Here is a 23,209-nt window from a genome sequence, read left to right on the forward strand (position 1 = left end):
CCCATGCCGCCCGTTCCCGCGCTCATGTTCCAAGGCACCGGCTCCAACGTCGGCAAGTCGCTGATCGTGGCGGGGCTTTGCCGGCTGTTCGCGCGGCGGGGGCTGAAGGTCGCGCCTTTCAAGCCGCAGAACATGTCGAACAACGCCGCCGTCACCGCCGACGGCGGCGAGATCGGCCGGGCGCAGGCGTTACAGGCCCGCGCCTGCGGGCTGGAACCCTCCGTCCACATGAACCCAGTGCTGCTGAAGCCGGAGAGCGAAACCGGCTCGCAAGTGGTGGTGCAGGGCAAGCGGCTCGGCTCCTATCGCGGCCAAGCCTACTGGAAGCTGAAGCCCGAGCTGATGCCGGCGGTGCTGGACAGTTTCGCGCGCGTGTCGGCGGGGGCCGACCTGGTGCTGGTGGAAGGCGCCGGCAGCGCGGCGGAGGCGAACCTGCGCGCCGGCGACATCGCCAATATGGGTTTTGCGAACGCCGCGCGGGTTCCCGTGGCGCTGATCGGCGACATCGACCGCGGCGGCGTGATCGCGACCTTGGTGGGGACGAAAACGCTGTTGTCGGACGATGACAACCGCCTGATCAAGGCCTTTGTGATCAATCGCTTCCGTGGCGATCCTCGCCTGTTCGATGAAGGCCTGCGCATCATCTCCGACCGCACAGGCTGGCCTTCGCTTGGCGTCGCGCCATGGTTCGCGGACGCGGCCAAGCTGCCGGCGGAGGATTCCGAAGACCTCGCCTCCCGCGCCGGCCAACGCGACGGCGTGGTGCGGATCGCCGTTCCCGTGCTGCCGCGCATCGCCAATTTCGACGATCTCGATCCGCTCCGGCTCGAGCCTTCGGTCTCGCTCACGCTGCTTCAGCATGGCGCGCCGCTGCCGCCGGAGACCGATCTGGTGCTGATCCCCGGCTCCAAGGCCACCATTGCGGACCTCGCCGCCTTGCGCGACTTCGGGTGGGACGCGGACATCCGCGCCCATGCGCGTCGCGGCGGGCGGGTGCTGGGCCTGTGCGGCGGATACCAGATGCTCGGCCGCGTCATCTCGGATCCGGACGGCGTTGAAGGCCCGCCCGCGCAGGCTGAGGGCCTTGGCCTGCTCGACGTGGAGACCGTGCTGGGCGCGCAGAAGCGCCTCGCCCGGGTGTCGGGAGCGCACCGCGCAAGCGGCGAGCCGGTGGAGGCCTACGAGATCCACATGGGCCGCACGGACGGGCCGGACACGGCCCGCGCGCCGTTCGTGGTGGAGGGTCGGCCGGAAGGCGCCGCGTCGCCGGACGGCCGCGTCGTCGGCGCCTATCTCCACGGAGTGTTCGCGGCGGATGGCTTCCGCCGCGCATTCCTTGGCGGTTTCGGCGCGGCCGACGCCGGCTTCCGCTACGAGGCGACGGTGGACGCCACGCTCGACGCCCTCGCCGACCATCTAGCGGCGCATCTCGACGTGGAGCGCATGCTGGCGATCGCCCGCGCGGGCGTCTGACGCGCCGGCCTTCAGGAGGCGAACAGCATCCATACAGCGGCGACTGCGACCGCGCCCAGCAGGCAGGCGGCGCGGAACAGACTGAGCGCGCGGGAGATGTCCTCCATCCGCGCCGCCCCCCCGCCCGCGTTCATGTAGGGGTCGTCCACCGTCACGCCCGAATAGACCCGGGGCCCGGCGAGCGCGAGGCCGAGCGCCCCGCCCATGGCGGCTTCCGGCCAGCCGGCGTTGGGCGAGGCGTGACGCGGCGCGTCCCGCAGCATGGCCCGCCAGGCGTCCAGCCACGGACGCCCCGTGAGCAGGGAGGCCGCGACGATCAGCGCGCCCGAAAGCCGCGCGGGCGCGAGATTCACCCAGTCGTCGAACCGGGCGGAGGCCCAGCCGAAGGCCCGGTGCCGCTCGGACTTGTGCCCGATCATGCTGTCGGCGGTGTTGATGGCCTTGTAGGCGATCAGGCCGGGCAGACCGAGCGCCACGCCCCAGACCACGGGGGCCACCACGCCGTCGGCGAAGTTTTCGGCGCAGGATTCGATCGCCGCGCGGGCGACGCCGGCTTCGTCGAGCCGCTTGGGGTCGCGCCCCACGATCAGGGACACCGCCGCCCGCGCCGCGTCCAGCCCCCCTGCGCGCCACGCCGTCAGAACGGCGGCCACATGCTGGTGCAGGCTCTTCTGGGCGAGAAACACGCTGGCGATCGCGCCCTCGATCAGCATGCCGTAAGGCAACCCGCGCAGCGTCCAGACGAAGGCCAGTCCCACGGCGAAGGCGGCGACGACGAGGACCGCCAGCGTCCAGACGCCGCGTCGTCGACGCACCCTTTCGTCAAGCTCAAGACGGTTGAAGCGCGCGTCTGCCCAGCCGATGGCCCGGCCGATGAGCGCGACGGGGTGTGCGAAGCGCCGCCATACGGCGTCGGGATCGCCGATGACAGCGTCGATCGCGAGCGCGATCAGGATCACGCCGGCGTTGTGCGCCAGATCCAAGGCTCAGACCGCCTCGCGCAGGGCCGCCGTCAGCCGAGCGAACGCCTCCTCGCCGCCGGGAAGACCGACGCGGATCTGGTCGGCGTGCTCCTCGAAGGCGCGCGTCCACACGCCCTGCCGGGCGAGCGCTGCGTGGATCTCGGATGCGCGGTCATGGCGCGCGGTGCGGAACAGGTCGGTGCCGCCGATGATCGCGAAACCCGCATCGGTCAGCGCCTCGTCCAGCTTGAGCGCCTCGACCGAGAGCCTCAGCCGCATGCTCGATATCCACGCCATATCGGCGAGCGCCGCGCGCCCGGCCTCGATCGCAGGCCCGGACACCGGCCACGGCCCGAGCTCGGCGGCGATCTCGCTGATCATCTCCTCGTCTCCCGCCGCGAATCCGAGCCGTATGCCGGGCAGACCGAAAAACTTGCCGAAGGAGCGCAGCACGACGACGCCGCTTCCGTTCAGGCGCCCGCCATAGGCGATGTCCGGCGCCACGTCGGCGAAGGCCTCGTCGATGACCAGCAAGCCTTCTCGCGGCGCGAGTTCCGAGGCCAGCCGCGCCAGCCCCTTCGGCGACGACAGCCGGCCGGTGGGGTTGTTGGGATTGACCACCACCACGACGTCCGCCTCGCCAACGTCGCGCGCCGCCCGCACCTCGCGCACCTCGTGTCCGGCGCGGGCCCAGACGTAGGCGTGCTCGGCGTAGGTAGGCCCGATCACCGCGACCTTCTTGCGGTACCGCAGATAGGGCAGCAGCTGGATCATCGACTGGGAGCCCGGTCCAGCCACGACCGGCACGTCCTGCGCCCAGCCATAGGCCTGGCGCGCCGTGACGAGCAGCTCCTCGACGTCCGCCTTCTGGGGCAGCCGGGTCAGGCTCGTTTCCGAAAACGCGGCAAGCGGATAGGGGTAAGGATTGACGCCTGTCGAAAGGTCGAGCCAACCCTTCGCCGGGCGGCCATATTCCGCCTCGGCGTTCGCCAGGTCCCCACCATGCCGCATGCGCCGTTTCTCCGTTTCTCTGCCCAGACGTTGGGCAATTTTGCATACGCGTCAACGCGACCGATAGGCCTGCTGCGGCGCACATTTTATCAAGAACAGTGATGAACAACCCTGCCGTCACCATCACGATCTGTCGCACGTGTCGTCCGGCCGGCGACGAGCAGCCCGATCCGCCGGGCGCCGCGCTCAGCCGGGCGACAGTCGCGAAGGTCGCCGAATCGAACGTGGCCAGATCGGTTCAAGTCTATGAGATCGCCTGTCTTTCCGCCTGCACGCGCGCTTGCTCGGCGACCGTTTCGGGCCGCGGAAAGTTCAGCTATGTCATCGGCGGCCTGACCCCGGACGACGCGAGCGATCTCGTCGCCTTCGCCGAAGCCCACGCCGCAAGCGCGGACGGGATCCCGCCCTGGCGTGCGCGCCCAGAGCGCATCCGTAAGAATACCATCGCCCGGCTGCCGCCCCACGGAACGCCTCATCCGCTGGTCGAGCAGCCCTCCGCCGCGACAACTCCCGAAGAGGCGAGCTAAGCGTCAGCCGCCGTCGATGACGTGCAGGAACGAGCCGAAGACGTCTCCACGGCGAAGGCCGCAGGCGGCGCCGTCCTTCAGCCTGAACAGGGGATCGCCGCGCTCCGTTACGACCGACGCGTAGTGGAACTCATGCGCGCGATAGACTGCGCCGGCCGCGCCGAGGGGGGAGGACGCCTCCAGCCTCGCAAGACGGTAGCCGAGATGGAGCCGTCGGGCCGCGAACGAGGTTTCGAGCGGCAGGAGGCCTAGCATGGCGTGGCGGCGTCCATCCGCGTCCACGAGGCCATCGCCGAGCGTCATGTAGCCCCCGCACTCGCCATAGATCGCGGCGCCCCGGTCGGCGGCGTCCCGCATGCCGTCGCGGAACGCCTCCGACGCCGCCAGCCGGCCCGCGTGCAACTCGGGATAGCCCCCGGGCAGATAGACCGCGTCGGCGAGCGGATCGGGCGCCTGATCGGCGAGCGGAGAGAACGGGACGATCTCCGCTCCGCCCGCGCGCCAGGCGTCGAGGAGATGCGGATAGGCGAAGCGGAAGGCGACGTCGTCGGCGAGCGCGATGCGGACGCCGAGCGGCGGGACCGGCGACGGCCCCGCGTGCGAGCCGGCGCGCTCAGGCGGACGCGCCAGCGCCTGCAGCGCGTCCAGGTCCACATGGCGCGCGATCAGGGCCCCGGCGCGGGCGAGCAGCCCCTCCAGGTCGTCGGCCTCCTCCGCCTGCACGAGCCCCAGATGGCGAGACGGCGTGGCGATGTCCGCGCGACGCGGAACGGCCCCGAGCACGGCGATCTCCGCCTCCGCGCACCCTTCCCGCACAAGGGCTTCGTGCCGGGCGCTCGCAATACGGTTGAGGATGACACCGGCCACCTCGACGCCGGTCCCCCTCCGCCGAAAACCGTTGGCGAGCGCGCCCACCGACTGGGCCGAGCCGGCCGCGTCCACCACGAGAACGACCGGCAGGCCGAGCGTCGCCGCGACCTCCGCCGTCCCCCCTCGTCCTTCGACTCCGGGCTCGGCGGCGCGGTCGAACAGGCCCATGACGCCCTCGACGACAAGAAGCTCCGCGCCTTCGCACGCGCCGGCGGCGAGCGCCAGGATGCGGTCCCGCCGCATCGCCCAGCCGTCGAGGTTCACGCAGGGCCGCCCCGCGGCCGCGGCGTGAAAGCGCGGATCGATGTAATCCGGCCCGATCTTGGCCGATCCGACGGCGAGCCCCCTGTCCCGGAACGCCCGCAGCAGCCCGAGCGTGACGAGCGTCTTGCCCGAGCCGCTCGCCGGCGCCGCGACGACGAAGCCCTTGGTCATCCGGCGGCCGCGCCCTGCCCGACCGAAGCCGCCAGCCCCAGAACCGGCGCGAGCGCCGCGACCCCGCCGATGACGATCAGCACCGGCGGCTCGAGATCCTCCACGTCGGCGCGATCGACGAGCCGTCCGAGCGTGGTCTGCACCACCTTCTGGCGCGGCGTCGTCGCCTGCGACACGACCGCCGCCGGCTCGTCGCGCGGACGGCCGGCGCCAAGCAGGCGGGCCGCGATCACGTCCATCAGGCGGAAGCCCATATAGACCACGAGCACCGGCGCGCCCGCGGACAGCGCGTCCCAATCGAGCCGCGCCGACAGCGACCCGGACGCGTCATGCGCGGTGAGGAACGTCACGGCCTGGTTGACGTCGCGATGAGTGACGGGGATGCCGGCCGCGGCGAGCCCGCCGACGCCTGCGGTCACGCCGGGCGCGACCCGGAACGGCACGCCGGCCGCGACAAGTCCCTGCGCTTCTTCGGCCCCGCGTCCGAAGACATAGGGATCGCCGCCCTTCAGGCGAAGCACCCGCTTGCCGGCGCGGGCGGCCTCGATCAGGCGCGCGGTGATCTCCGCCTGCTTCGGGCTGGGGCAGCCCGCACGCTTGCCGACGAAGACGCGTTCGGCGTCGGCGCGGGCGTAGGACAGCACGCCGTCGTTGACGAGAGCGTCGAAGAAGACGACATCGGCCTGCGCCAGCCCCCATGCCGCCTGCAGCGTCACGAGAGTCGGATCACCCGGCCCGGCGCCGGCGAGCCAGACCATCCCCGGCGCGAAGGGCGGCATTCCGGCGGCGAGAGCGGAACTGAACGCGATCGGCAGGGACGACGGCGGACGATGATCGAAAGGCGACGACATGCGCGGGACCATGGCGGTTCCCTTTGCGCCGCACAATCCTGTGAGCCGTCGTCGTTTCGGCTGACGCCCTTTGCAAGGCCGGAAGCGTGACCCGTCCGCCACGCGCGCTGGTGCTCGGAGGCTCGACGGAAGGCTTCGCCGTCGCCGAACGGCTCGTGGCCCTCGGCGCGGATGTGGTCACCTCCTTCGCTGGCCGCACAGAACGACGTCGCGCGCCGGCCGGACATGTCCGAGTCGGCGGGTTCGGCGGCCCGGATGGGCTGGCCGCCTATCTCGAGGCCGAGAAGATCGCCGTCGCGATCGACGCCACGCATCCGTTCGCCGCCCGCATGAAGGCGAACGCGGCGGAGGCCTGCCGGGCGGCCGGCGTGCCGTTGGCGCATGTGGAGCGCCCCGCGTGGGCTGCGGTCGCCGGCGACGACTGGCGCGAGGCCGCGGACGTGAGTGAGGCCGCGGCCATGATCCCGGCCACGCCAGGTCCCTGTCTGGTCACGGTCGGACGTCAGGAGCTCATGCCGTTCACCGCGCGGACGGACCTCGTCCTGCTTCTCCGGATGATCGATCCGCTTGCGGCGCCTTTTCCCCATCCTCGGGCTGAAATCCTGCTCGACCGTGGCCCCTTCAGCCTCGAATCCGAGCGCGCCCTGTTCGAGACGCGCATCGTCGGTTCGGTGGTCGCGAAGAACAGCGGCGGCGCGGCGGCGGAGGCGAAGCTGACCGTTGCCCGCGAACGCGGCCTGCCGGTTATCATGGTGCGCCGCCCGCCCCGCCCCGAAGGATTGACCTTCGCGACGCCGGAGGCCGCCGTCGGATGGGCTGCGGCAAGGATTGGGCTTTGATCGCAGGGTTACGACCCGATTCCGGTTGCGCCGCGACGGCGGAACGCGCGAAGCATTCGCCCGTCCCACAGCGACGATCGGAACCCATGGCGGCCCGCCCCTCCTCTCCCTGGCTCACCGTCGTCGGCGTCGGCGAGGACGGCGAACTTTCCGCCGCGGCCTTGGCTGCGCTCGTGGCCGCGGCCCATGTGGTCGGTGGAGAGCGGCACCTTTCGCTCTTGCCGGCGTCGGCCTCGCCGCGCGCGGAACGGCGCGCCTGGCCTTCGCCGATGCTGCCGTTTCTGGACGTGATCATGGGCTGGCGCGGCGAAGCGACCGTGGTGTTGGCGAGCGGCGATCCACTGCTCTACGGAGTCGCCTCCACCCTGCTCGGGCGCGTGGACCGCGAGGAGATGACGGTCCTGCCGGCCGTCTCCTCGTTCCAGCTCGCCTGCGCCGCGATGCTATGGCCGATCGCCGACGTCCGGCTGGTCACCGCCTGCGGTCGTCCGGTCGAGGCGCTCGCCGCGGAACTGTTCGACGGCGAGCGCGTGATCCTGTTCTCGGCGGACGGACGCACGCCCGCCGCCGCCGCCCACCTGCTGGTCGCGCACGGATATGGCGGCAGCCGCCTGACGGTGCTCGAGCGACTGGGCGGACCGCAGGCGCAGGCCCACATGACGACGGCGCAGGACATGGGCGAGCGCGTGTTCGATGATCTGAACACGGTGGCGATCGAGCTCGTCGCCGGCCCCGAGGCGCCGCTGCTGTCGCGCGCGCCGGGCCTTCCCGACGACGCGTTCGAGAACGACGGCCAGATCACCCGCCGCGAAATCCGCGCGCTCACCCTCGCCCGACTCGCGCCGACGCCCGGCGCGCTGCTCTGGGACGTCGGCGCCGGCTCGGGCTCGATCGGCATCGAATGGATGCGCGCCGCGCCCCGCGCCCGCGCGATCGCGCTGGAGCCGCGGGCCGATCGCGCTGACCGGGCGCGCGGCAACGCCGCGAGGCTCGGCGTTCCGACGCTCGACGTGCGCGAGGCGCGCGCTCCAGGGGGCCTCGCCGGCCTGCCCCGTCCGGACGCGATCTTCCTCGGCGGCGGCGCGACGGCGGAGCGGGTCGTCGAGATCTGCTGGGCGGCCCTGAAGCCCGGCGGCCGGCTGGTGGCGAACGCGGTGACGCTTGAAACGGAGGCGCGGCTCGTCGCGGCGCGGGCGTCCTTGGGGGGCGACCTCACCCGGCTTCAGATCGCGAACGCCGACGCGGTCGGCCGGATGACCGGCTGGCGTCCTGCGATGCCCGTCACCCAGTTCGCCGCGGTGAAGCCGCGATGACGGTCTATTTCATCGGCGCCGGGCCGGGCGATCCTGACCTCATCACCGTGCGCGGGCGCGACCTGATCGCCCGCTGCCCGGTCTGCCTCTACGCCGGCTCGCTGGTGCCGAAGGCGCTGGTCGCGCATGCGCCGGAAGGCGCACGTGTGGTCGACACCGCGCCGCTCGATCTGGACGCGATCGTCGCCGAATTCGAGGCCGCGCATGCGGGCGGTCTCGACGTCGCGCGCGTGCATTCCGGCGATCCGTCGATCTACGGGGCGACCGCGGAGCAGTTCGCGGCGCTCGCCGCGCGCGGCGTCCCCTACGAGATCGTGCCCGGCGTGCCGGCCTTCGCCGCAGCGGCAGCCCGGCTCGGCGTCGAACTCACAGCGCCCGAGGTGGCGCAGACCATCATCCTGTCACGGCTGTCGGGTCGAGCGTCCGCCATGCCGGAGCATGAGACGATCGAGGCCGTCGCGGCGTCGCGCGGCACGCTCGCGCTGCACCTCGCCGCGCGCCAGTTGCCGCGAATCGCGGCCGAGCTGACGCCGCTCTATGGCGCGGACTGCCCTGTGGCCTTGGTGGCGCGCGCGACATGGCCCGACGAGCTCATCGTCCGCGGCACGCTGGGCGACATCGTGGAGAAGGCCGCGCCGCACGGCGTGGAGCGGACGGCGCTGGTGCTGGTGGGCCGGGCGCTCGACGGCCCCGGCGATCGCGCCAGCGCGCTCTACGAGGCCGGGCGGCCGCGCCATCTCAAGCGGGAGACATAACCAGTCTCCCGGCCAGCCGTTTTGATCAGCCCAGCGCGAGCGTCTTCTCGAAAACCGTGAGGCCCGTCAGGCAGTCCTCCATCGCGCGGCGGGCGCGCGGACGCGGACAGTCGAGCGCTTTCGCGACCGTCTCGAGACGATGGTTCGGCACATCCTTCACCCGCGTCTGGGCGAAACGCATCGCGCAGACAGTCGTCGAGGGCGCGGCGAGGCCCGCACGCTCGGCCTCCGCCATCAGGAAGGCGTGGTCGAAAGGGATATTGTAGGCGACCAGCGGAGCGTCGCCCACGAAGGCGAAAAAGCGCTCCAGCGCGTCCTTCGGCTCCGGCGCGTCGGCGAAGGCGGCGTCGTCGAGGCCGGTCATGGCGCGCACGAAGGCGGGGATGGCGCGGTCGGGCTTCATCAGGCTCTGGAAGCTCGCGAGCTCGCCCGTCGCGCGGTCGAAACGGAGCGCGGCGATCTCGATGACGCGGTCGCGCTTCGGCGTCAGGCCGGTGGTCTCCAGATCGAAGAAGACATAAGGCGTTTCGCCGGCGGCGATGCGTTCGAGTGGCGTCGACATATCTTCCTGTCTGGATTCCGGCATTCACAAGACGTTAGCCCTAAGCGTCACCTCCTACGCAAACGGAAACAAGCGCGCCACCCTCCTTTTCCCCAAAAGGCGGCCGTGGCATAGCCTCGCCCATGTCGCACAACACCTTCGGCCATCTCTTCCGCGTCACCACCTTCGGCGAAAGCCACGGCCCCGCCATCGGCGCGGTGGTGGACGGCTGCCCGCCCCGCCTGACCTTCACGCGAGACGACGTTCAGGCGGCGCTCGACCGCCGGCGGCCCGGCCAGTCGCGCTTCACCACCCAGCGCCGCGAGCCGGACGAGGTCGAGATTCTTTCGGGCGTGCTGGAGGACGAAGGCGGGCGATTGACGACGACCGGCACGCCGATCGGCCTGCTGATCCGCAACGTCGACCAGCGCTCCAAGGACTATTCCAACATCGCCCGCAGCTACCGTCCGGGCCACGCCGATCTGACATACGATCTCAAATACGGCGTCCGCGACCACCGCGGCGGTGGCCGGTCCTCGGCGCGCGAGACGGCGATGCGGGTGGCCGCAGGAGCGATCGCGCAGCTTGTCATCCCTGAGGTGACGATCCGCGCGGCGCTGGTGGCCATGGGCGAGATCGAGATCGACCGCGCCCGCTGGGACTGGGAGGAGGTCGACCGCAACCCGTTCTTCTGCCCGGATCCCGTCGCGGCGAAGGAAATGGAAGCCTACCTCGACGGTCTCAGGAAAGCAGGCTCCTCGATCGGCGCCGTCATCGAGGTCGAGGCGCAGGGCGCGCCCGCCGGGCTCGGCGCGCCGATCTACGGCAAGCTCGACTCCGACATCGCCGCTGCGCTGATGAGCATCAACGCGGTCAAGGGCGTCGAGATCGGAGCCGGCTTCGCCGCCGCGCGCCTGACAGGAGAGGCCAACGCCGACGAGATGCGCGCAGGACCGGACGGGAAGCCGACGTTCCTGTCGAACAACGCCGGCGGAATTCTCGGCGGCATCTCGACGAGCCAGCCCATCGTCGCGCGTTTCGCGGTGAAGCCGACGTCGTCGATCCTGACGCCGCGCCGTTCGATCGACACGGAAGGCGCGGAGGTCGACGTCTCGACCAAGGGCCGGCACGACCCCTGCGTCGGCATCCGCGCCGTGCCGGTGGCCGAAGCCATGCTGGCCTGCGTGCTGGCCGACCACGTGCTCAGGCACCGTGGGCAGAACGGCTAAAAGTCGCTCCCGTTTTCACCGGTTCTTCGCGTTCTCGTTAAATCTAACGCGAACGGAATGTCGTATAGGGCCGCACAACGTCGCCGAGCGAATGCGACGACGTTCCAACTTGAGAACCGCCGGCGCGGAAGCAGTCCCCGCGCCGGCGGCTTTTTGAGGTCAGGCGCGGGGACGGCCTTCGAACAGGTTTCCCGCGACCTCGCGGACCGTCGGCGGCTTGCGGTCGACGAACGGCAGCGGCCGACAGACCGCCATAGCGGCGAGACCCACGCGCGCCGTCAGCAGCCCGTTCAGCACGCCTTCGCCGAGCCGCGTCGAAAGCTTCGCCGCGAGCCCGTGGCCCAGCACCTGCTCCAGCAGGCCGTCGCCAACCCCCATGCCGCCTGTGACCGCGAGATGCGCGCCGACGTGGCGCGCGAGCTTCAGAAAGCCGAGCGCACCGGGACGTCCGCCGTAGATCGCGCCGACCCGGCGGATCAGTCGCATGGCCTCCACTAGCACCACCGCCACATCCACCAGCGCGCGCGGCGAAATCGCGGTCACGACCGAGACGCGCTTGGCGGCTCCCGCGATGGCGCTCGTCGCCTGCGCGTCGAGCTCCGTCATGAGCTCGCGCTCGGCGATCTTCAAACGGTCGGAGCCGTCGATGATCTCGTCCCGGTGGGACGCGAGCGCGGCCCGCGCGCGCGCCGTCTCAGGGCGGGCGGCGTAGATCGCGACGACCTCGTCGACCACCTTGCGCGCCGCCTTGGCGTCGTCGCTGAGGTGCGCTGCCTCCGCTTCGGCGCGCAAATCCTCGATTCGCGCCAGCCGCATCAGCGCGGCCGCCTCGCGAAGGACGATCGCGAGGCCCGCGAAGGCGGCCACGCCGGCGAGCGCCAGCGCAAGCCATCCGAGCCAGTCCGAGCGGGCGAACAGGTCCTCGACGACGCGGGTCGCCCAAAGGCCGAGCGCAAGGCTCGCCAGCGCGCCGAGAGCGCTCCAGAACAGCCCCCCGAACGATACGCCGCGCCGGCTCTTTGCGGGCGGCACGGCCGCAGGCTCGCCGGCGTCCTCGAACGCGTCGGGTTGCGACGTCAGCACCACGCCGCCGCTCGTGGCGACGGTCTCGTCGGGGGCCGCCAGCACGACGCCGGGATCGTTCAGGCGGAAGGCGGCGGGCCGGCGCGAAGGTCCCTGATCGGTCATCGGTTTCTCCTCACACCAGCGCGTCGCCGATGAGGAACTCGAGCGTGCGGTCGAGACGGATGTGCGGCAGGTGCACGACGCCGCGTTCGGGGGAAAGCCGCGGCGGCCTGAACTTCACGAAGCGGATGTCGCCGGCGTCCTCGCTGACCGCCCGGCCGCGGTAGCCGCCGGCGCGCAAGGCGACCTCCGGGTCTTCGGGGAGATCGCCCGGAAACACCGCGATTTCCTCACGACCGTCGAACACCTGGCCGTTCGAAGCCTCGCCCGCCTCCGGCACCCCGACGATGACCGGCAACTCCTCACGGCCCTGCTTCGCGCTCGCCTCGCGGGTCGCGCGCACGGAGGCCAGCGCGACGACGTCGACGGCCGCGCCGCCAAACTCCGCCCGCTCCAGAGCGCGGCCGACGAGCCGCCGCAGGATCGCCTCCAGCCGGTCGTGGCTGGTGTGGTGCAGGTGGTCGGCCTTGGTCGCCGCGAACATCAGCCGGTCGATCTTGGGTCGGAACAGGCTAGTGAGCCAGGAGTTACGCCCGTGCCGAAAGGCCTCCAGCACGTCGGTCAGCGCGGTTTCCAGATCGGCCACGGCTTCGGGACCGGCGTTCAGCGCGGCGAGCGCGTCGACCAGCACGACCTGCCGATCGAGACGGGCGAAGTGGTCGCGGAAGAACGGCTTCACCACGTGGTTCCGGTAGGATTCGTAGCGCCGCTCCATCATCGCCCACAGCGAGCCCGACGGGGCCTCGCCGTCCGCCGGCAAGGCGAGCGGCGCGAACGTCAGGGCCGGACTGCCGTCGAGGTCGCCCGGCATCAGGAAGCGGCCGGGCGGAAGCGTCGAAAGCGCCACCCGTTCGGCGCGGCCCGCGAGAAGATAGTGGCGGAACAGCTCGGCCGAGCGCCTCGCGGCGGCCTCGTCCTCAGGCGCCGCGGGATCGAGCGTCGCGAGATGGGCGCGCCAGTCGGCGGCGAGCGGCGCGCGGGTCGCGCCTTCCGCCGAGGCGAGCGTGCGCTCCGACCATGTCCGGAAATCCTGCCCGAGAAGCGCGAGATCAAGCAGCCATTCGCCGGGATAATCGACGATGTCCAGCGTCAGGCGGCGTCCGGGCTTTTGCCGGCTGAGAAAGCCGGACCGGCTCTCGAAATCGACGACCACGCGAAGTTCGGAAATCCTCCGCGTCGACTGCGGCCAGTGACGATCGGCTCCGGTCAAGGCGGCGAGATGCGATTCGACCTCGAAACGTGGAACGGCGTCATCCGGCTGGGGAGCGAGATGCGCGCCGGCGATCCGCCCCTGCGCATAGGCCCTGAACGCCGGCAGGCGCCCGCCATGGGTGAGCGCCTGCACCAGCGCGGTGATGAACACCGTCTTGCCGGCGCGCGAAAGCCCCGTGACGCCGAGTCTGATCGTCGGGTCGAGCGTGCTCGCCGCCGCGTCGATCAGGCTGCGCGCCGCGATCCTCGCCTCGTGAGCCAGTTGGTCGAACATCAGTCGACGTCGAGGCCGAGAATCTTGGGCGTGACGAACCGGTCCAGGCGCGCCGAACCCGGCGCCACCGCGTCCCAGGAGTCGAACGGCACGTCGAGCACGGCGATCGCGGCGGTGGGGAACTTGACGGACAACGCCCGCCGCGCTTCCGGATCGCCCGAGCCGGCGAGCCGCTCCGTGAGGTCCGCCAGTCCGGGATTGTGCCCTACGAGCATGAGCGTCTGCACCTCCTGCGGCGTACGGCGAACCACCTCGAGCAGCGCCCGGTCGCCCGCCTCGTAAATCTCGTCCGTCAGTTCTGTCGCAGGCGCCGGCGTGAACGCCGCCTTGGCGAGGTTCCAGGTCCGAGCGGCCCGCAGCGCGGTGGAGCACACCACAAGGTCCGGCCGAAAGCCTCTTCCGGCCAGCCAGGCCCCCATAGGCCCAGCGGCCCTACGGCCTCGCGGGGCCAGTCCCCGATCATGATCGTCGACCGCCGAGGACCAGTCGGACTTCGCGTGGCGGAACAGAATGAGGCGGCGCATGGGTCTCCAGAACATTCGACCGCGGCGCGCCCGCGGCGACGGGGAGGTGGGGGACCGCCGGACGTTTGCCAAGGCTTTGGCGGCCAAGCAGCGGACGCGGCGTGCGCGCGCGTCCTGTTGTCCCCGGCTCCCGAAAGCCTGTGGACGCAACCACCGCGATTCACCGCCCGGTAACCCAACCGGCTCTTTCATAAACCCTACGGTGAATGGCGGATGAACGCCGCGTTCGGATCGAGTTCAAAGGGCCCCCGCCAGACTCCCGAACGTGGCTTAAAGGCCACTCGGAAGGGAAACCTTCAGAGCCATTCACCAGCGCTCCGCCGGCGCCCAAGTTTAGACACCGACGGAGCGTTATGAAGACGCATCTCGCAGCGTATCGGCGGGAGTGGAGTAGAAGTCATCATGTCGAGCATCATGGAACAGTACGAACAACGCGCGGGCGCTTCGCTCGCTCAGGCGATCGATGTCGCCCACCTCGCCCGCCAGACCCTCGGCGACCGGACCCTCGAGCGCGAAGTGCTCGAACTCTTCCGTCGCCAGGCGCGGATCCTGCTCTTCCGCTTCGAGGCGCTGACCAACCCGGCCGAGCGTTCGCAGATCGCGCACACGCTGAAGGGCTCCGCCCGCGGCATCGGCGCGAACCGCGTCGCCCTCGCGGCTGAGGAGCTTGAGCGCGCGGCGAACGCCGGCGAGCCGACCGGAAAGGCGCTGGCCGAGGTCGCCGAGTCGATCGCGGAAGCCACCTCCGCCATCGAGCTGCGCTTCGGCCTCGATCGCTGAAAACCGCCGTCCTCCCGCAAGGGGGACGAAGGTTTCGGGATCAGCCCTGACGGACGCCGCGGCGCCGCGCGCACTGGCGCCGCTTTGCGAAACGCTCTAAACAGCCCGCCTCACGGGAGCGGCCGCGCATCGGCGACCCCCGCTCCCCGACCTTGCGCGGCGGTTCATGGCGAAGATCACCTTCATCGAGCATTCCGGCGAAAGCCGCACGGTCGACGGCCGCGACGGGCAGTCCGTCATGGAGGCCGCGGTCGTGAACGACGTCCCCGGCATTGACGCGGACTGCGGCGGCGCCTGCGCCTGCGCGACCTGCCACGTCTATGTGGACGAGGCCTGGACCGAAAAGGTCGGCGGCCCTGCTCCGATGGAGGAGGACATGCTCGACTTCGCCTACGACGTCCGCCCCAACAGCCGCCTCTCCTGCCAGATCAAGATCACGGCCGAGCTCGACGGCCTCGTGGTGACGACGCCCGAACGTCAGGGCTGACGGCGCGACGCGCTCAGCGCGCCAGCGCCCTCATGGCGCCCTCGAGACCCTCCAGATTGAGCGGATACATCCGGCCGCCGACGAGTTCGCGCACCATGCCGATCGACGGCGTCCACTCCCATTGCGCCGACGGCAGCGGATTGATCCAGGCGATCTTCTGGAAACGGTCCGCGAGACGCTGAAGCCATACCCGCCCGGCCTCGCGGTTCATGTGCTCCACCGAGCCGCCGGGCGACAGGATCTCGTAAGGGCTCATCGACGCGTCGCCGACAATCACGATCCGACAGTCCGGCGGGAACCCGCGCAGCAGATCGAAGGTCGGCGTCGTCTCCGTCCGCCGGCGGCGGTTGTCCTTCCAGAGATGCTCGTAGACGCAGTTGTGGAAGTACAAGTGGTCGAGGCGCTTAAACTCGGCGCGGGCCGCCGAGAACAGCTCCTCGCAGATCCGGACGTGACCGTCCATCGAGCCGCCGACGTCGAGCAGCAGCACCACCTTCACCGCGTTGCGCCGCTCGGGACGGAGCTGCACGTCGAGCCAGCCCTGACGCGCCGTGGCGCCGACGGTGCCGTCGAGATCGAGCTCGTCCGCGGCGCCGGAGCGGGCGAAGCGGCGCAGGCGGCGCAGCGCGACCTTGATCGCGCGCGTGCCGAGCTCGGCCTGATCATCCAGATCGCGGAACTCGCGCTTGTCCCACACTTTGGCGGCGCGGAAGCTGCGGTTTCCGTCCTGGCCGATGCGCACGCCTTCGGGATTGTAGCCGTAGGCGCCGAAGGGCGAGGTACCGGCCGTGCCGATCCACTTGTTGCCGCCCTCGTGCCGGCCCTTCTGTTCGGCGAGACGTTCCCTTAGCGTTTCCAGGAGCTTATCCAGCCCGCCGAGCGCCTCGATCGCCGCCTTCTCCTCCTCGGAGAGGCCGCGCTCGACGCGTTTCCGCAGCCATTCCGGATCGATGGCGCCCTCCGCGAGCGCGGTCGCGAGGCTGTCGGCGCCGGCGAAAACCTCCGCGAAGGCGCGGTCGAAGCGGTCGAAATGGCGCTCGTCCTTGACGAGGCAGGCGCGGGCCAGGGCGTGCAGCGCCTCGACGTCGCGGCCGGCGAGATTCCGGTCCAGCGCCGCGAGAAACGCGAGGTGCTCCCGGAGCGAGACCGGCACGCCGGCGGAGCGGAGGGCGTCGAAAAACCGGAGAAACATGCCGCCTCAGCCCGCGCGGACGTTAACCAAGAATCGAGAGAGACGGTTAAGTATGGTGAACAAGGCGTTAACGACGTTTGCCAACGGTCGGATTCCACTGTTCTCTAGGCCATCGATCATCGGTAGCATTTGAATGGCCGAGGACTAACCCCCGTCCGGCGCGGCGCGCCGCCACGCTGGAGGGGGACCAAGGCAGCCGAATGGTCGGGCCCGCGTCGTGTTTGCGGGCCGAGCGCCGCAGAGGGCCGATCCGCGCGCGAATGGTGCGCGACCCGGCCCGAAGCGACCGATGTGTGCAGTGTACGGACGCGAGGCTCAGACGATGGCGAATGCGAACACGGCGAAGGATCCTGCGGAAGCGGCCCTGTCGGCGATCGAGGAAGCCCTGAACCTCGTCGCCCCGAGCGCGAAGGCGACCGTGGAGCCCTCCCCGCGGTCTGCGCCCGAACCCTCCGTCGCCGAGCGCATGAGCGCCGCGTCCCCGGACCCCTCCCCGCAGCCTTTCGCCGCGCCCTCCCCAGCTTCGGAGCGGCGGGCCGCCGCGGTCGACCGCGGACGCCGCGCCCCGGCGAACGACGACGCCCGCTCGTTCGCGCACATCGTCTACGCCCTGCAGCGCAAGCCCTCCGGCGCGCCCTTCGTGCTTGCGACGCTCGCCTCCGTCGCCTGGGCCGGGCTCGGCGCGCTCTACGCCTTCGGCGTCGTGGGCCTCGGCGGCCAGGCCGATCTCACGGACCCCGCCGTGCAGGCCCAGCTCGCCGCAGCCGCCGTCGGCACGCTCGCGCCGATCGTGTTCTTCTACATGATCGCGATGATGGCCTGGCGCTCGCAGGAGATGCGCCTCGTCGCCCGCTCGATGACGGAAGTCGCGCTCCGGCTCGCCGAGCCCGAGACCGCCTCCTCCGAAGCCGTCGCCTCGCTCGGGCAGGCGGTGCGCCGCGAGGTCGCGGCCATGGGCGACGGCGTCGAGCGCGCGGTCGCGCGCGCCGGCGACCTCGAGTCGCTCGTGCGCGGCGAGGTGTCCTCGCTCGAGCGCTCGTTCCACGACAACGAACTGCGCGTGCGCGCGCTCATCGCCGAGATGCAGAGCCAGCGCGAGGCCATCGACGGCAACGCCGAGCGGCTGCGCGCCACCGTCGGCGAGGCGCAGGAGGCGCTCGCCCGCGACCTCAGCGCGGCCGCCGCGCTGCTGACCGCCAACATCTCCGAATCCGGCGCCCGCATCTCCGAGCAGCTCGACGCCAAGAGCGCGGAGCTGACCAACGCCATCACTGGCGCGGGCGAGGCCATGCTCAGCGCCGTCGGCGGCCGCGGCGCCGACATGATCGAGCGCCTGACAAGCACCGGCGAGGCCGTCTCCACCTCGATCGAGGAGACCAGCGCGCGCGTGTCCGCCTCCTTCGCCGAGCGCGCGGAGACCGCGCAGGCGGCGCTGATGGACGCCAGCGAGACGCTGTTCCGCTCGGTCGAGGAGCGGGCGACGCTCGTCACCGACCGCTTCGCGGCCGCCGGGGCCGACATCGACGACCGTCTGGCCCGCACCAGCGAGCAGATCGCGGGGGCGCTGGACTCCCGCGGCGCTGACATCGCCGAGCGCCTTGACCGCGCCGGCGTCGCGCTGCTCGACAGCGTCGCCCGCCGCGCCGATGAGGTCACCGAAAAGCTCGACAGCACCGGCGAGGCCGTGACCGCGAGCTTCAGCGACCGAGTCGCCGAGCTTCTCGGCGCGCTCACCACCGCCGGCGGCGGCTTCCACGCCGCGCTCGACGACCGTTCGCGCGACATGCTCGACGGGCTCGGCGAGCGCTCCCGCGAACTGCTCGACGGTCTTGCGGAACGCTCCCGCGAGCTCGGCGACACGCTCTCGGCCACGGCCTCGTCCGTCACCGAGGAGTTCGGGTCGCGCGGCGATCGCGTCACCGAGGAGCTCGTGGCGATCGCGTCCCGCCTCTCCGACGATCTGACCTCGCGCGCGTCGCTCGCCTCCGACCGGCTGCAGAAGACCGGCGACGAGGTGTCGGCGGAGTTCGCCGAGCGGGCGGAGCGCGTGGCGCGCGCGATCGCCGAGCGGGCCGAGGACGTCACCGGCGCGCTCGCGCAGGCGGGAAGCGACATCGACGGCACGCTCGCGGTGCGCGCCGCGGAGATCACCGAGGCTCTCAGGAACGCCGGCGACGGCGTGGTGCTGGACCTCTCGCTGCGCGGTTCGGAGATCACCGGCAAGCTGGACGAGACCGGCGGACGCCTCGCCGAGACGATCGCGCTCAAGGGCGGCGAACTCGCCGAGCGGCTGCACGACGCGGCCTCCCGCATGCACGAGGCGATCGCGGTCCACGGCGTCGATCTCGAACGCCGCTTCACCGAAGACGGCGAGCGCATCGCCGGACTGCTGGAGACGCGCGGCGACGACGTCGCGACCCGCATCGTGCAGGCGAGCGATCGCGTCCACGAGGCGATCGTGGTGCGCAGCAACGAGATCGAGCGCGACTTCGAGGCCGCGGGCTCCCGCATCGTCGCGGCGATCGACGGCCGTTCGGCCGAGGTGCGCGAGAATCTCGAAACCACCGGCGTCACGATCGCCGACGTCCTGTCCGAGCGCGGCGCGATCCTGATCACCCAGCTCGGCGACACCGCCGAACGGATCCACGACGTGGTCGTGAACCGCGGCGACGATCTCGAGACCCGCCTGACCGGCGTCGGCTCCCGCATGGGCGAGACCATCGACGCCCGCGCCGCGGAAGCCGCGGCCGCCTTCGAGGCCGCCACCGGCCGCATCTCGACCGGCGTCGACGAGCGCCTGCGCGCCTTTGAGGAGCGTCTCGCCACCACCGGCGCCTCGGTCGCCGACGTCATCGCCGAACATGGCGGCCAGCTCGCCGGGACGCTGACCGAGACCACCGAACGCTTCCACGACATCGTCGTGGTCCGCGGCTCCGATCTGGAGCAGCGCCTGGCGGCGGCGGGCGACGCGCTCAGCGGGAAGATCGATTCCCGCGCCGTTGCGGCGGAAGCCGCGTTCGAGGCCGCCACCGACCGCATCGGCCAGGGCGTCGACGAGCGCCTGCGCGCCTTCGAGGAACGTCTGGCCACGACCGGCGCCTCGGTCGCCGACGTCATCGCCGACCATGGCGGACGCCTCGCCGGAACGCTGTCCGAGACCACCGAGCGCTTCCACGACATCGTCGTGGTCCAGGGCGCGGACCTCGAGGACCGGCTCGTCTCCGCCGGCGACGCCCTCAGCGGCAAGATCGACGCCCGCGCCATCGCGGCCGAAGCGGCCTTCGAGGCCGCGACGGCCCGCATCGGCTCCGGCGTGGAGGAGCGCCTGCGCGCCTTCGAGGAGCGGCTCGCGGGCACCGGCGCGTCCGTCGCCGACGTCATCGCGGAGCGCGGCGGCGCGCTCGCCATCACGCTGGGCGACACCGCCGAGCGCATCCACGACGCCGTCATCACCCGCGGCGGCGACCTGGAGCGCCGCCTCGCCTCGGCCGAGACGCGCCTCGTCGACGCCATGGGCGCGCGCACCCTCGCGGCCGAAGCCGCGTTCGAAGCCGCGAGCGCCCGCCTGGGCGCCGGCTTCGACGACCGCATCGCGGCCTTTGAGAGCCGCTTCGACAGCGCCGGCGCCACGCTCGGGGAGCGGCTCGCGAACGAGGTCGAGAAGGCCGACCGCCTGCTCGACCAGGCCGTCCGCGCCGTCGCCGTCCGGCTCGAGGACGGAGCGGCGTCGGTCCGCGCCACCTTCGAGACCTCGGTGGAAGGCTTCGGCGGCCTGCTCGACAACCGCGCCTCCGAGATCGACGAACGGCTCGCGCGGATCGCGAGCGAACTCGGCGACTCGATCTCCAGCCGCGGCGCGACGCTGGGCGAGACGCTCGCCGTCGCGGCCCGCGCGCTTGCGGAGGACATCACCGCCCGCGGCTCGGCGGTCAACGACAGCTTCGCGGCCCAGCTCGCCGCGCTCGACGCCACCCTCGGCGAACGCGGCCCGGCGCTCGCCGCCCGGCTGTCGGAAGTCGGCGGCGGCTTCGCCGACCAGATCGCGGCGCGCGTCGCCGAGGTCGAGGGCGTGCTGCGCGACGAAGGCGCCAAGCTCGCCGACCGGATCGGCGCGCAGGCGCTTGCGCTCGACGCCACGCTCGGCGAACGCCTCGGCGCCTTCGACGGCAAGCTGTCCGAGCTCGACGGCGCGATCGCCGACCGGCTCTCGGCCTTCGACGAGCGGGTCACCGCGCTCGACGGAGCCTCGCGCAGCCAGACCGGCGCGATCGACCGACGGATCGAGCGGCTCGGCGAGACGCTGGGCGAGCGCATCGGCCAGTTCGACGACAAGATCTCGACCTTCGACACCCTGTTCGGCGAGCGCATCGGCGCGCTCGACGGCCAGATCGTGCGCTTCGACGCGAGCCTCGGCGAACGGGTCGGGGCGATCGACGGGCAGATCGTCCGCTTCGACGCCAACGTCTCGGACCGCATCAACTCGATCGACGGCAAGGTGGCGGCGATCGACGACGCCATCACGGCCCAGATCGACCGCATCGACGGCAAGGTCGCCTCGCTCGACCAGGTCGTCGGCGAACGGCTGAGCGCGTTCGACACCCGCGCGACCTCGCTCGACGCGGCGCTCGGCGACCACGTGCAGGCGCTCGCAACCCGCATCTCCCAGCTCGACGCCGCGCTCGACGAGCGCGTCGGCGCCTTCGACGAGAAGGCCAAGCTGATCAGCGGCGCGCTGGCGGCGAGCCTCGAGACCTTCGAGAACCGCGCGGGCGTGCTGAACCGCGCCGTGGCCGCCCGTCTCGCGGGCTTCGACGCCAAGGCCGGCGAGCTGGAGAACGCGATCGGCGGCCGCATCGACGCCTTCGCGGAGCGGACGAACGAGCTCGACGGCGTGCTCGCCGCCCGCCTCGGCGGCTTCGACGAGCAGTTCGCCAGCCGCATGGGCGATCTCGCGCTTTCGCTCGAAAGCCGCATCGGCCGGATCGACGACGGCCTCGACGCGCGGACCCGCGCGCTCAACGAGACGCTCGCCGCCCGCACGCTGGACCTCGCCCGCACGCTCGGCGAAGGCTCGACCGGCGTCGCGGCCACGCTCGCCCAGCGTGCGGCCGAGTTCGCGGCCGACCTGTCGGAGCGCACCGACGGCCTGGTCACCGCCTTCGACGAGAAGGCGGCGGCGATCTCCTCCTCGCTCGGCGCCAAGGCGCTGGAGGTGGCGGGCGCGCTCGAAAGCCGCATCGCGCGGTTCGAGACCACCGTCACCGGCCGCATCGACAGCGTCGGCGAGACCCTCGACGCCCGCGGCGAGAACCTCGCCGAGCGCATCTCGGGCCGCGTGGAGAGCGTCAACGCGGCGCTCGCCGAGACCTCCGGCCGCGTCGAGAGCGATCTCGCGCGCCTGACCGCGGAGGTCGCGGAGCGGCTCGCCGCGCGCATCGCCGAAGTCGGCGCGGCGCTCGACTCGAACGGCGCCGGGCTCGTGGAGCGCATCGGCGCCCGCGGCGAGGCCGTCACGCGCGAGCTTGCCGGCGTCGGCGAGACGCTCTCGGCCCAGCTCGACGAACGGCTCGCCAATCTGGTCGAGACCGTCGGCGCCCGCGGCGACGCCATGCGCGACACGCTGGAGACGCTGAACGGCGACCTCGCCCGCACCTTCGAGACCCGCGGCGCCGAGACCGTCGCCGGCCTCAACGGCGTGGCCGACCGCCTGCGCCTCGCCTCCCATCGTCTCGGCGAATCCATGGGCGCCGAGACCGCCAAGACCGTCGAGCAGCTCGACGCCTCGGCGAAGCGCCTGCAGGACGCCGTCACCGAGGCGACCTCCGCCCTCGCCGCCACCGTGGCGCGCGAGAGCAAGCGCGCCGTCGGCGACCTGACCGAGACGCAAGCCGCGCTGACCGGGGCGCTGGCGGAGGCGCTGACCCGCCTCGGCGACTCGAACGCCGCTCTCCAGGCCCTGCTCGAAGGCGCCGGCTCGAAGCTCGGCGCAGTCGAGACCGAGCTCTCCGGCCGCGTCTCCGCCTTCGAGGAGATCATGGCGGACATCGCGGAGACCACCACCCGCACCGGCGAGAAGGTCGGCTCCCAGGTGGTGTCGCTGCGCGACGTGTCGGCCGGCGTGCTCCAGCGCGTGACCGAGGTGTCGAAGCAGCTCGAGCATCAGGCGCAGGCGATCTCGGGCGTCACCTCGACGCTGGACGGCGCCCAAAGCCGGCTCGCCGGCGCGCTCGAGGAGCGCCGCGCGGCGCTCGAGGGCCTCGCGGCCGGCCTCGGCGCCAAGGCCGAGGAGCTGACCCGCTCGCTCAACGGCTATGTGGTCGCGATCGACGAGCAGCTCACCCGTTCGGAAGCGCGCGCGAAGAGCGTCGCCGAAGGGCTCGCCGCGCAGGTCGGCGCGACCTCGCAGTCGATCGCGAGCGAGTTCGACAAGGTGCGCAAGCTCGGCGACGCCGAGCGCGAGAAGGCCGCCGCGGCGCTGAAGGCGTCGAACGAGGAGGCCGCCCGCGAGATGGCGCGCATGCTCGCCGAGGCCAGCAAGCGCTTCGCCGACGTCACCGCCGAGATGCGCGGCATGACCTCGACGATCCAGACCGAGCTCGACCAGACGCGCGAGCAGCTGCGCCGGGGCGTGCTGGAGATGCCGAAGGAGGCCGAGGAAGGCGCGGCCGAGCTGCGCCGCGTGGTGGCGGAGCAGATCAAGGCGCTGAACGCGCTCGGCGAGATCGCGGCCCGCCAGGGCGCGGCGTTCG

18 protein-coding genes are annotated in these 23,209 nt (G+C 71.8%); 9 read left to right on the forward strand and 9 right to left on the reverse strand.

What is annotated here, in order from left to right:
• The first annotated feature begins 3 nt into the window (after positions 1-3).
• On the forward strand, positions 4-1,473 hold the full coding sequence (locus ACFSCV_RS02580) for a cobyric acid synthase (RefSeq protein WP_378796688.1): 1,470 nt from the start codon (positions 4-6) through the stop codon (positions 1,471-1,473).
• 11 nt (positions 1,474-1,484) lie between these two features.
• Here ACFSCV_RS02580 and cbiB read toward each other — a convergent pair whose 3' ends face one another.
• Positions 1,485-2,456 carry an adenosylcobinamide-phosphate synthase CbiB gene (gene cbiB, locus ACFSCV_RS02585; RefSeq protein WP_378796690.1) on the reverse strand — a complete coding sequence of 324 codons (972 nt, stop codon included), beginning with the start codon at positions 2,454-2,456 and terminating at the stop codon, positions 1,485-1,487.
• Between the two features lie 3 nt (positions 2,457-2,459).
• Complete coding sequence (gene cobD, locus ACFSCV_RS02590) at positions 2,460-3,446, reverse strand: threonine-phosphate decarboxylase CobD (protein WP_378796692.1); 987 nt, start codon at positions 3,444-3,446, stop codon at positions 2,460-2,462.
• A gap of 101 nt (positions 3,447-3,547) precedes the next feature.
• On the opposite strand from cobD, the gene ACFSCV_RS02595 reads away from it, so the two are divergent.
• A complete protein-coding gene (locus tag ACFSCV_RS02595; RefSeq protein WP_378796694.1) occupies positions 3,548-3,973 on the forward strand; it encodes a DUF1636 family protein in 426 nt (141 codons plus the stop codon).
• 3 nt (positions 3,974-3,976) lie between these two features.
• Here the strand turns inward: ACFSCV_RS02595 and ACFSCV_RS02600 are convergent, their stop codons facing one another.
• A complete protein-coding gene (locus tag ACFSCV_RS02600; RefSeq protein ID WP_378796696.1) occupies positions 3,977-5,278 on the reverse strand; it encodes a cobyrinate a,c-diamide synthase in 1,302 nt (433 codons plus the stop codon).
• A complete protein-coding gene (gene cobA, locus ACFSCV_RS02605) occupies positions 5,275-6,057 on the reverse strand; it encodes a uroporphyrinogen-III C-methyltransferase (RefSeq protein WP_378796698.1) in 783 nt (260 codons plus the stop codon). Before cobA ends, ACFSCV_RS02600 begins: the two co-directional genes overlap by 4 nt.
• A 158-nt stretch (positions 6,058-6,215) precedes the next feature.
• Here cobA and ACFSCV_RS02610 point away from each other — a divergent pair, with 158 nt between their 5' ends.
• The 3 genes from ACFSCV_RS02610 (at position 6,216) to cobM (ending at position 9,036) form a co-directional block, all read left to right on the forward strand.
• The gene (locus ACFSCV_RS02610; RefSeq protein WP_378796699.1) at positions 6,216-6,968 is read left to right on the forward strand and encodes a cobalt-precorrin-6A reductase; all 753 of its coding nucleotides are present in this window, start codon (positions 6,216-6,218) and stop codon (positions 6,966-6,968) included.
• 86 nt (positions 6,969-7,054) lie between these two features.
• Positions 7,055-8,281 carry a precorrin-6y C5,15-methyltransferase (decarboxylating) subunit CbiE gene (gene cbiE / locus ACFSCV_RS02615; RefSeq protein WP_378796701.1) on the forward strand — a complete coding sequence of 409 codons (1,227 nt, stop codon included), beginning with the start codon at positions 7,055-7,057 and terminating at the stop codon, positions 8,279-8,281.
• Positions 8,278-9,036 (forward strand): precorrin-4 C(11)-methyltransferase, encoded by a 759-nt coding sequence (cobM, locus tag ACFSCV_RS02620; protein WP_378796703.1) that lies wholly within the window; start codon positions 8,278-8,280, stop codon positions 9,034-9,036. The genes cbiE and cobM overlap by 4 nt, the downstream gene beginning before the upstream one ends.
• A gap of 25 nt (positions 9,037-9,061) precedes the next feature.
• Here the strand turns inward: cobM and ACFSCV_RS02625 are convergent, their stop codons facing one another.
• Complete coding sequence (locus tag ACFSCV_RS02625) at positions 9,062-9,598, reverse strand: 3'-5' exonuclease (protein WP_378796705.1); 537 nt, start codon at positions 9,596-9,598, stop codon at positions 9,062-9,064.
• 122 nt (positions 9,599-9,720) lie between these two features.
• On the opposite strand from ACFSCV_RS02625, the gene aroC reads away from it, so the two are divergent.
• Positions 9,721-10,806: a chorismate synthase gene (aroC, locus tag ACFSCV_RS02630; RefSeq protein ID WP_378796707.1), complete on the forward strand. Its 1,086-nt coding sequence runs from the start codon at positions 9,721-9,723 to the stop codon at positions 10,804-10,806.
• 159 nt (positions 10,807-10,965) lie between these two features.
• Here aroC and ACFSCV_RS02635 read toward each other — a convergent pair whose 3' ends face one another.
• Genes ACFSCV_RS02635 through ACFSCV_RS02645 form a run of 3 tightly spaced genes read right to left on the reverse strand, consistent with a single transcriptional unit; the run spans position 10,966 to position 14,193 of the window.
• Positions 10,966-11,994, reverse strand: a complete 1,029-nt coding sequence (locus ACFSCV_RS02635) for a YcjF family protein (protein ID WP_378796709.1) — start codon at positions 11,992-11,994, stop codon at positions 10,966-10,968.
• Between the two features lie 10 nt (positions 11,995-12,004).
• Positions 12,005-13,477 carry a YcjX family GTP-binding protein gene (locus ACFSCV_RS02640; RefSeq protein ID WP_378796711.1) on the reverse strand — a complete coding sequence of 491 codons (1,473 nt, stop codon included), beginning with the start codon at positions 13,475-13,477 and terminating at the stop codon, positions 12,005-12,007.
• Positions 13,477-14,193 carry a SixA phosphatase family protein gene (locus ACFSCV_RS02645; protein ID WP_378796713.1) on the reverse strand — a complete coding sequence of 239 codons (717 nt, stop codon included), beginning with the start codon at positions 14,191-14,193 and terminating at the stop codon, positions 13,477-13,479. The genes ACFSCV_RS02640 and ACFSCV_RS02645 overlap by 1 nt, the downstream gene beginning before the upstream one ends.
• Before the next feature lie 210 nt (positions 14,194-14,403).
• Here ACFSCV_RS02645 and ACFSCV_RS02650 point away from each other — a divergent pair, with 210 nt between their 5' ends.
• A complete protein-coding gene (locus ACFSCV_RS02650; protein ID WP_378796715.1) occupies positions 14,404-14,781 on the forward strand; it encodes an Hpt domain-containing protein in 378 nt (125 codons plus the stop codon).
• A gap of 166 nt (positions 14,782-14,947) precedes the next feature.
• Positions 14,948-15,268, forward strand: a complete 321-nt coding sequence (locus tag ACFSCV_RS02655; RefSeq protein WP_378796717.1) for a 2Fe-2S iron-sulfur cluster-binding protein — start codon at positions 14,948-14,950, stop codon at positions 15,266-15,268.
• Positions 15,269-15,281: 13 nt separating this feature from the next.
• On the opposite strand, the gene ACFSCV_RS02660 is transcribed toward ACFSCV_RS02655, so the two are convergent.
• A complete protein-coding gene (locus tag ACFSCV_RS02660) occupies positions 15,282-16,460 on the reverse strand; it encodes a vWA domain-containing protein (RefSeq protein WP_378796719.1) in 1,179 nt (392 codons plus the stop codon).
• A gap of 322 nt (positions 16,461-16,782) precedes the next feature.
• Between ACFSCV_RS02660 and ACFSCV_RS02665 the strand changes: the two genes are divergently transcribed.
• Positions 16,783-23,209 (forward strand): apolipoprotein A-IV repeat region-like domain-containing protein (locus tag ACFSCV_RS02665; protein WP_378796721.1); only part of this gene is annotated, 6,427 nt, incomplete at its 3' end.

Source organism: Methylopila henanensis, from assembly GCF_042681025.1.
Taxonomy (GTDB): Bacteria; Pseudomonadota; Alphaproteobacteria; order Rhizobiales; family Methylopilaceae; genus Methylopila; species Methylopila henanensis.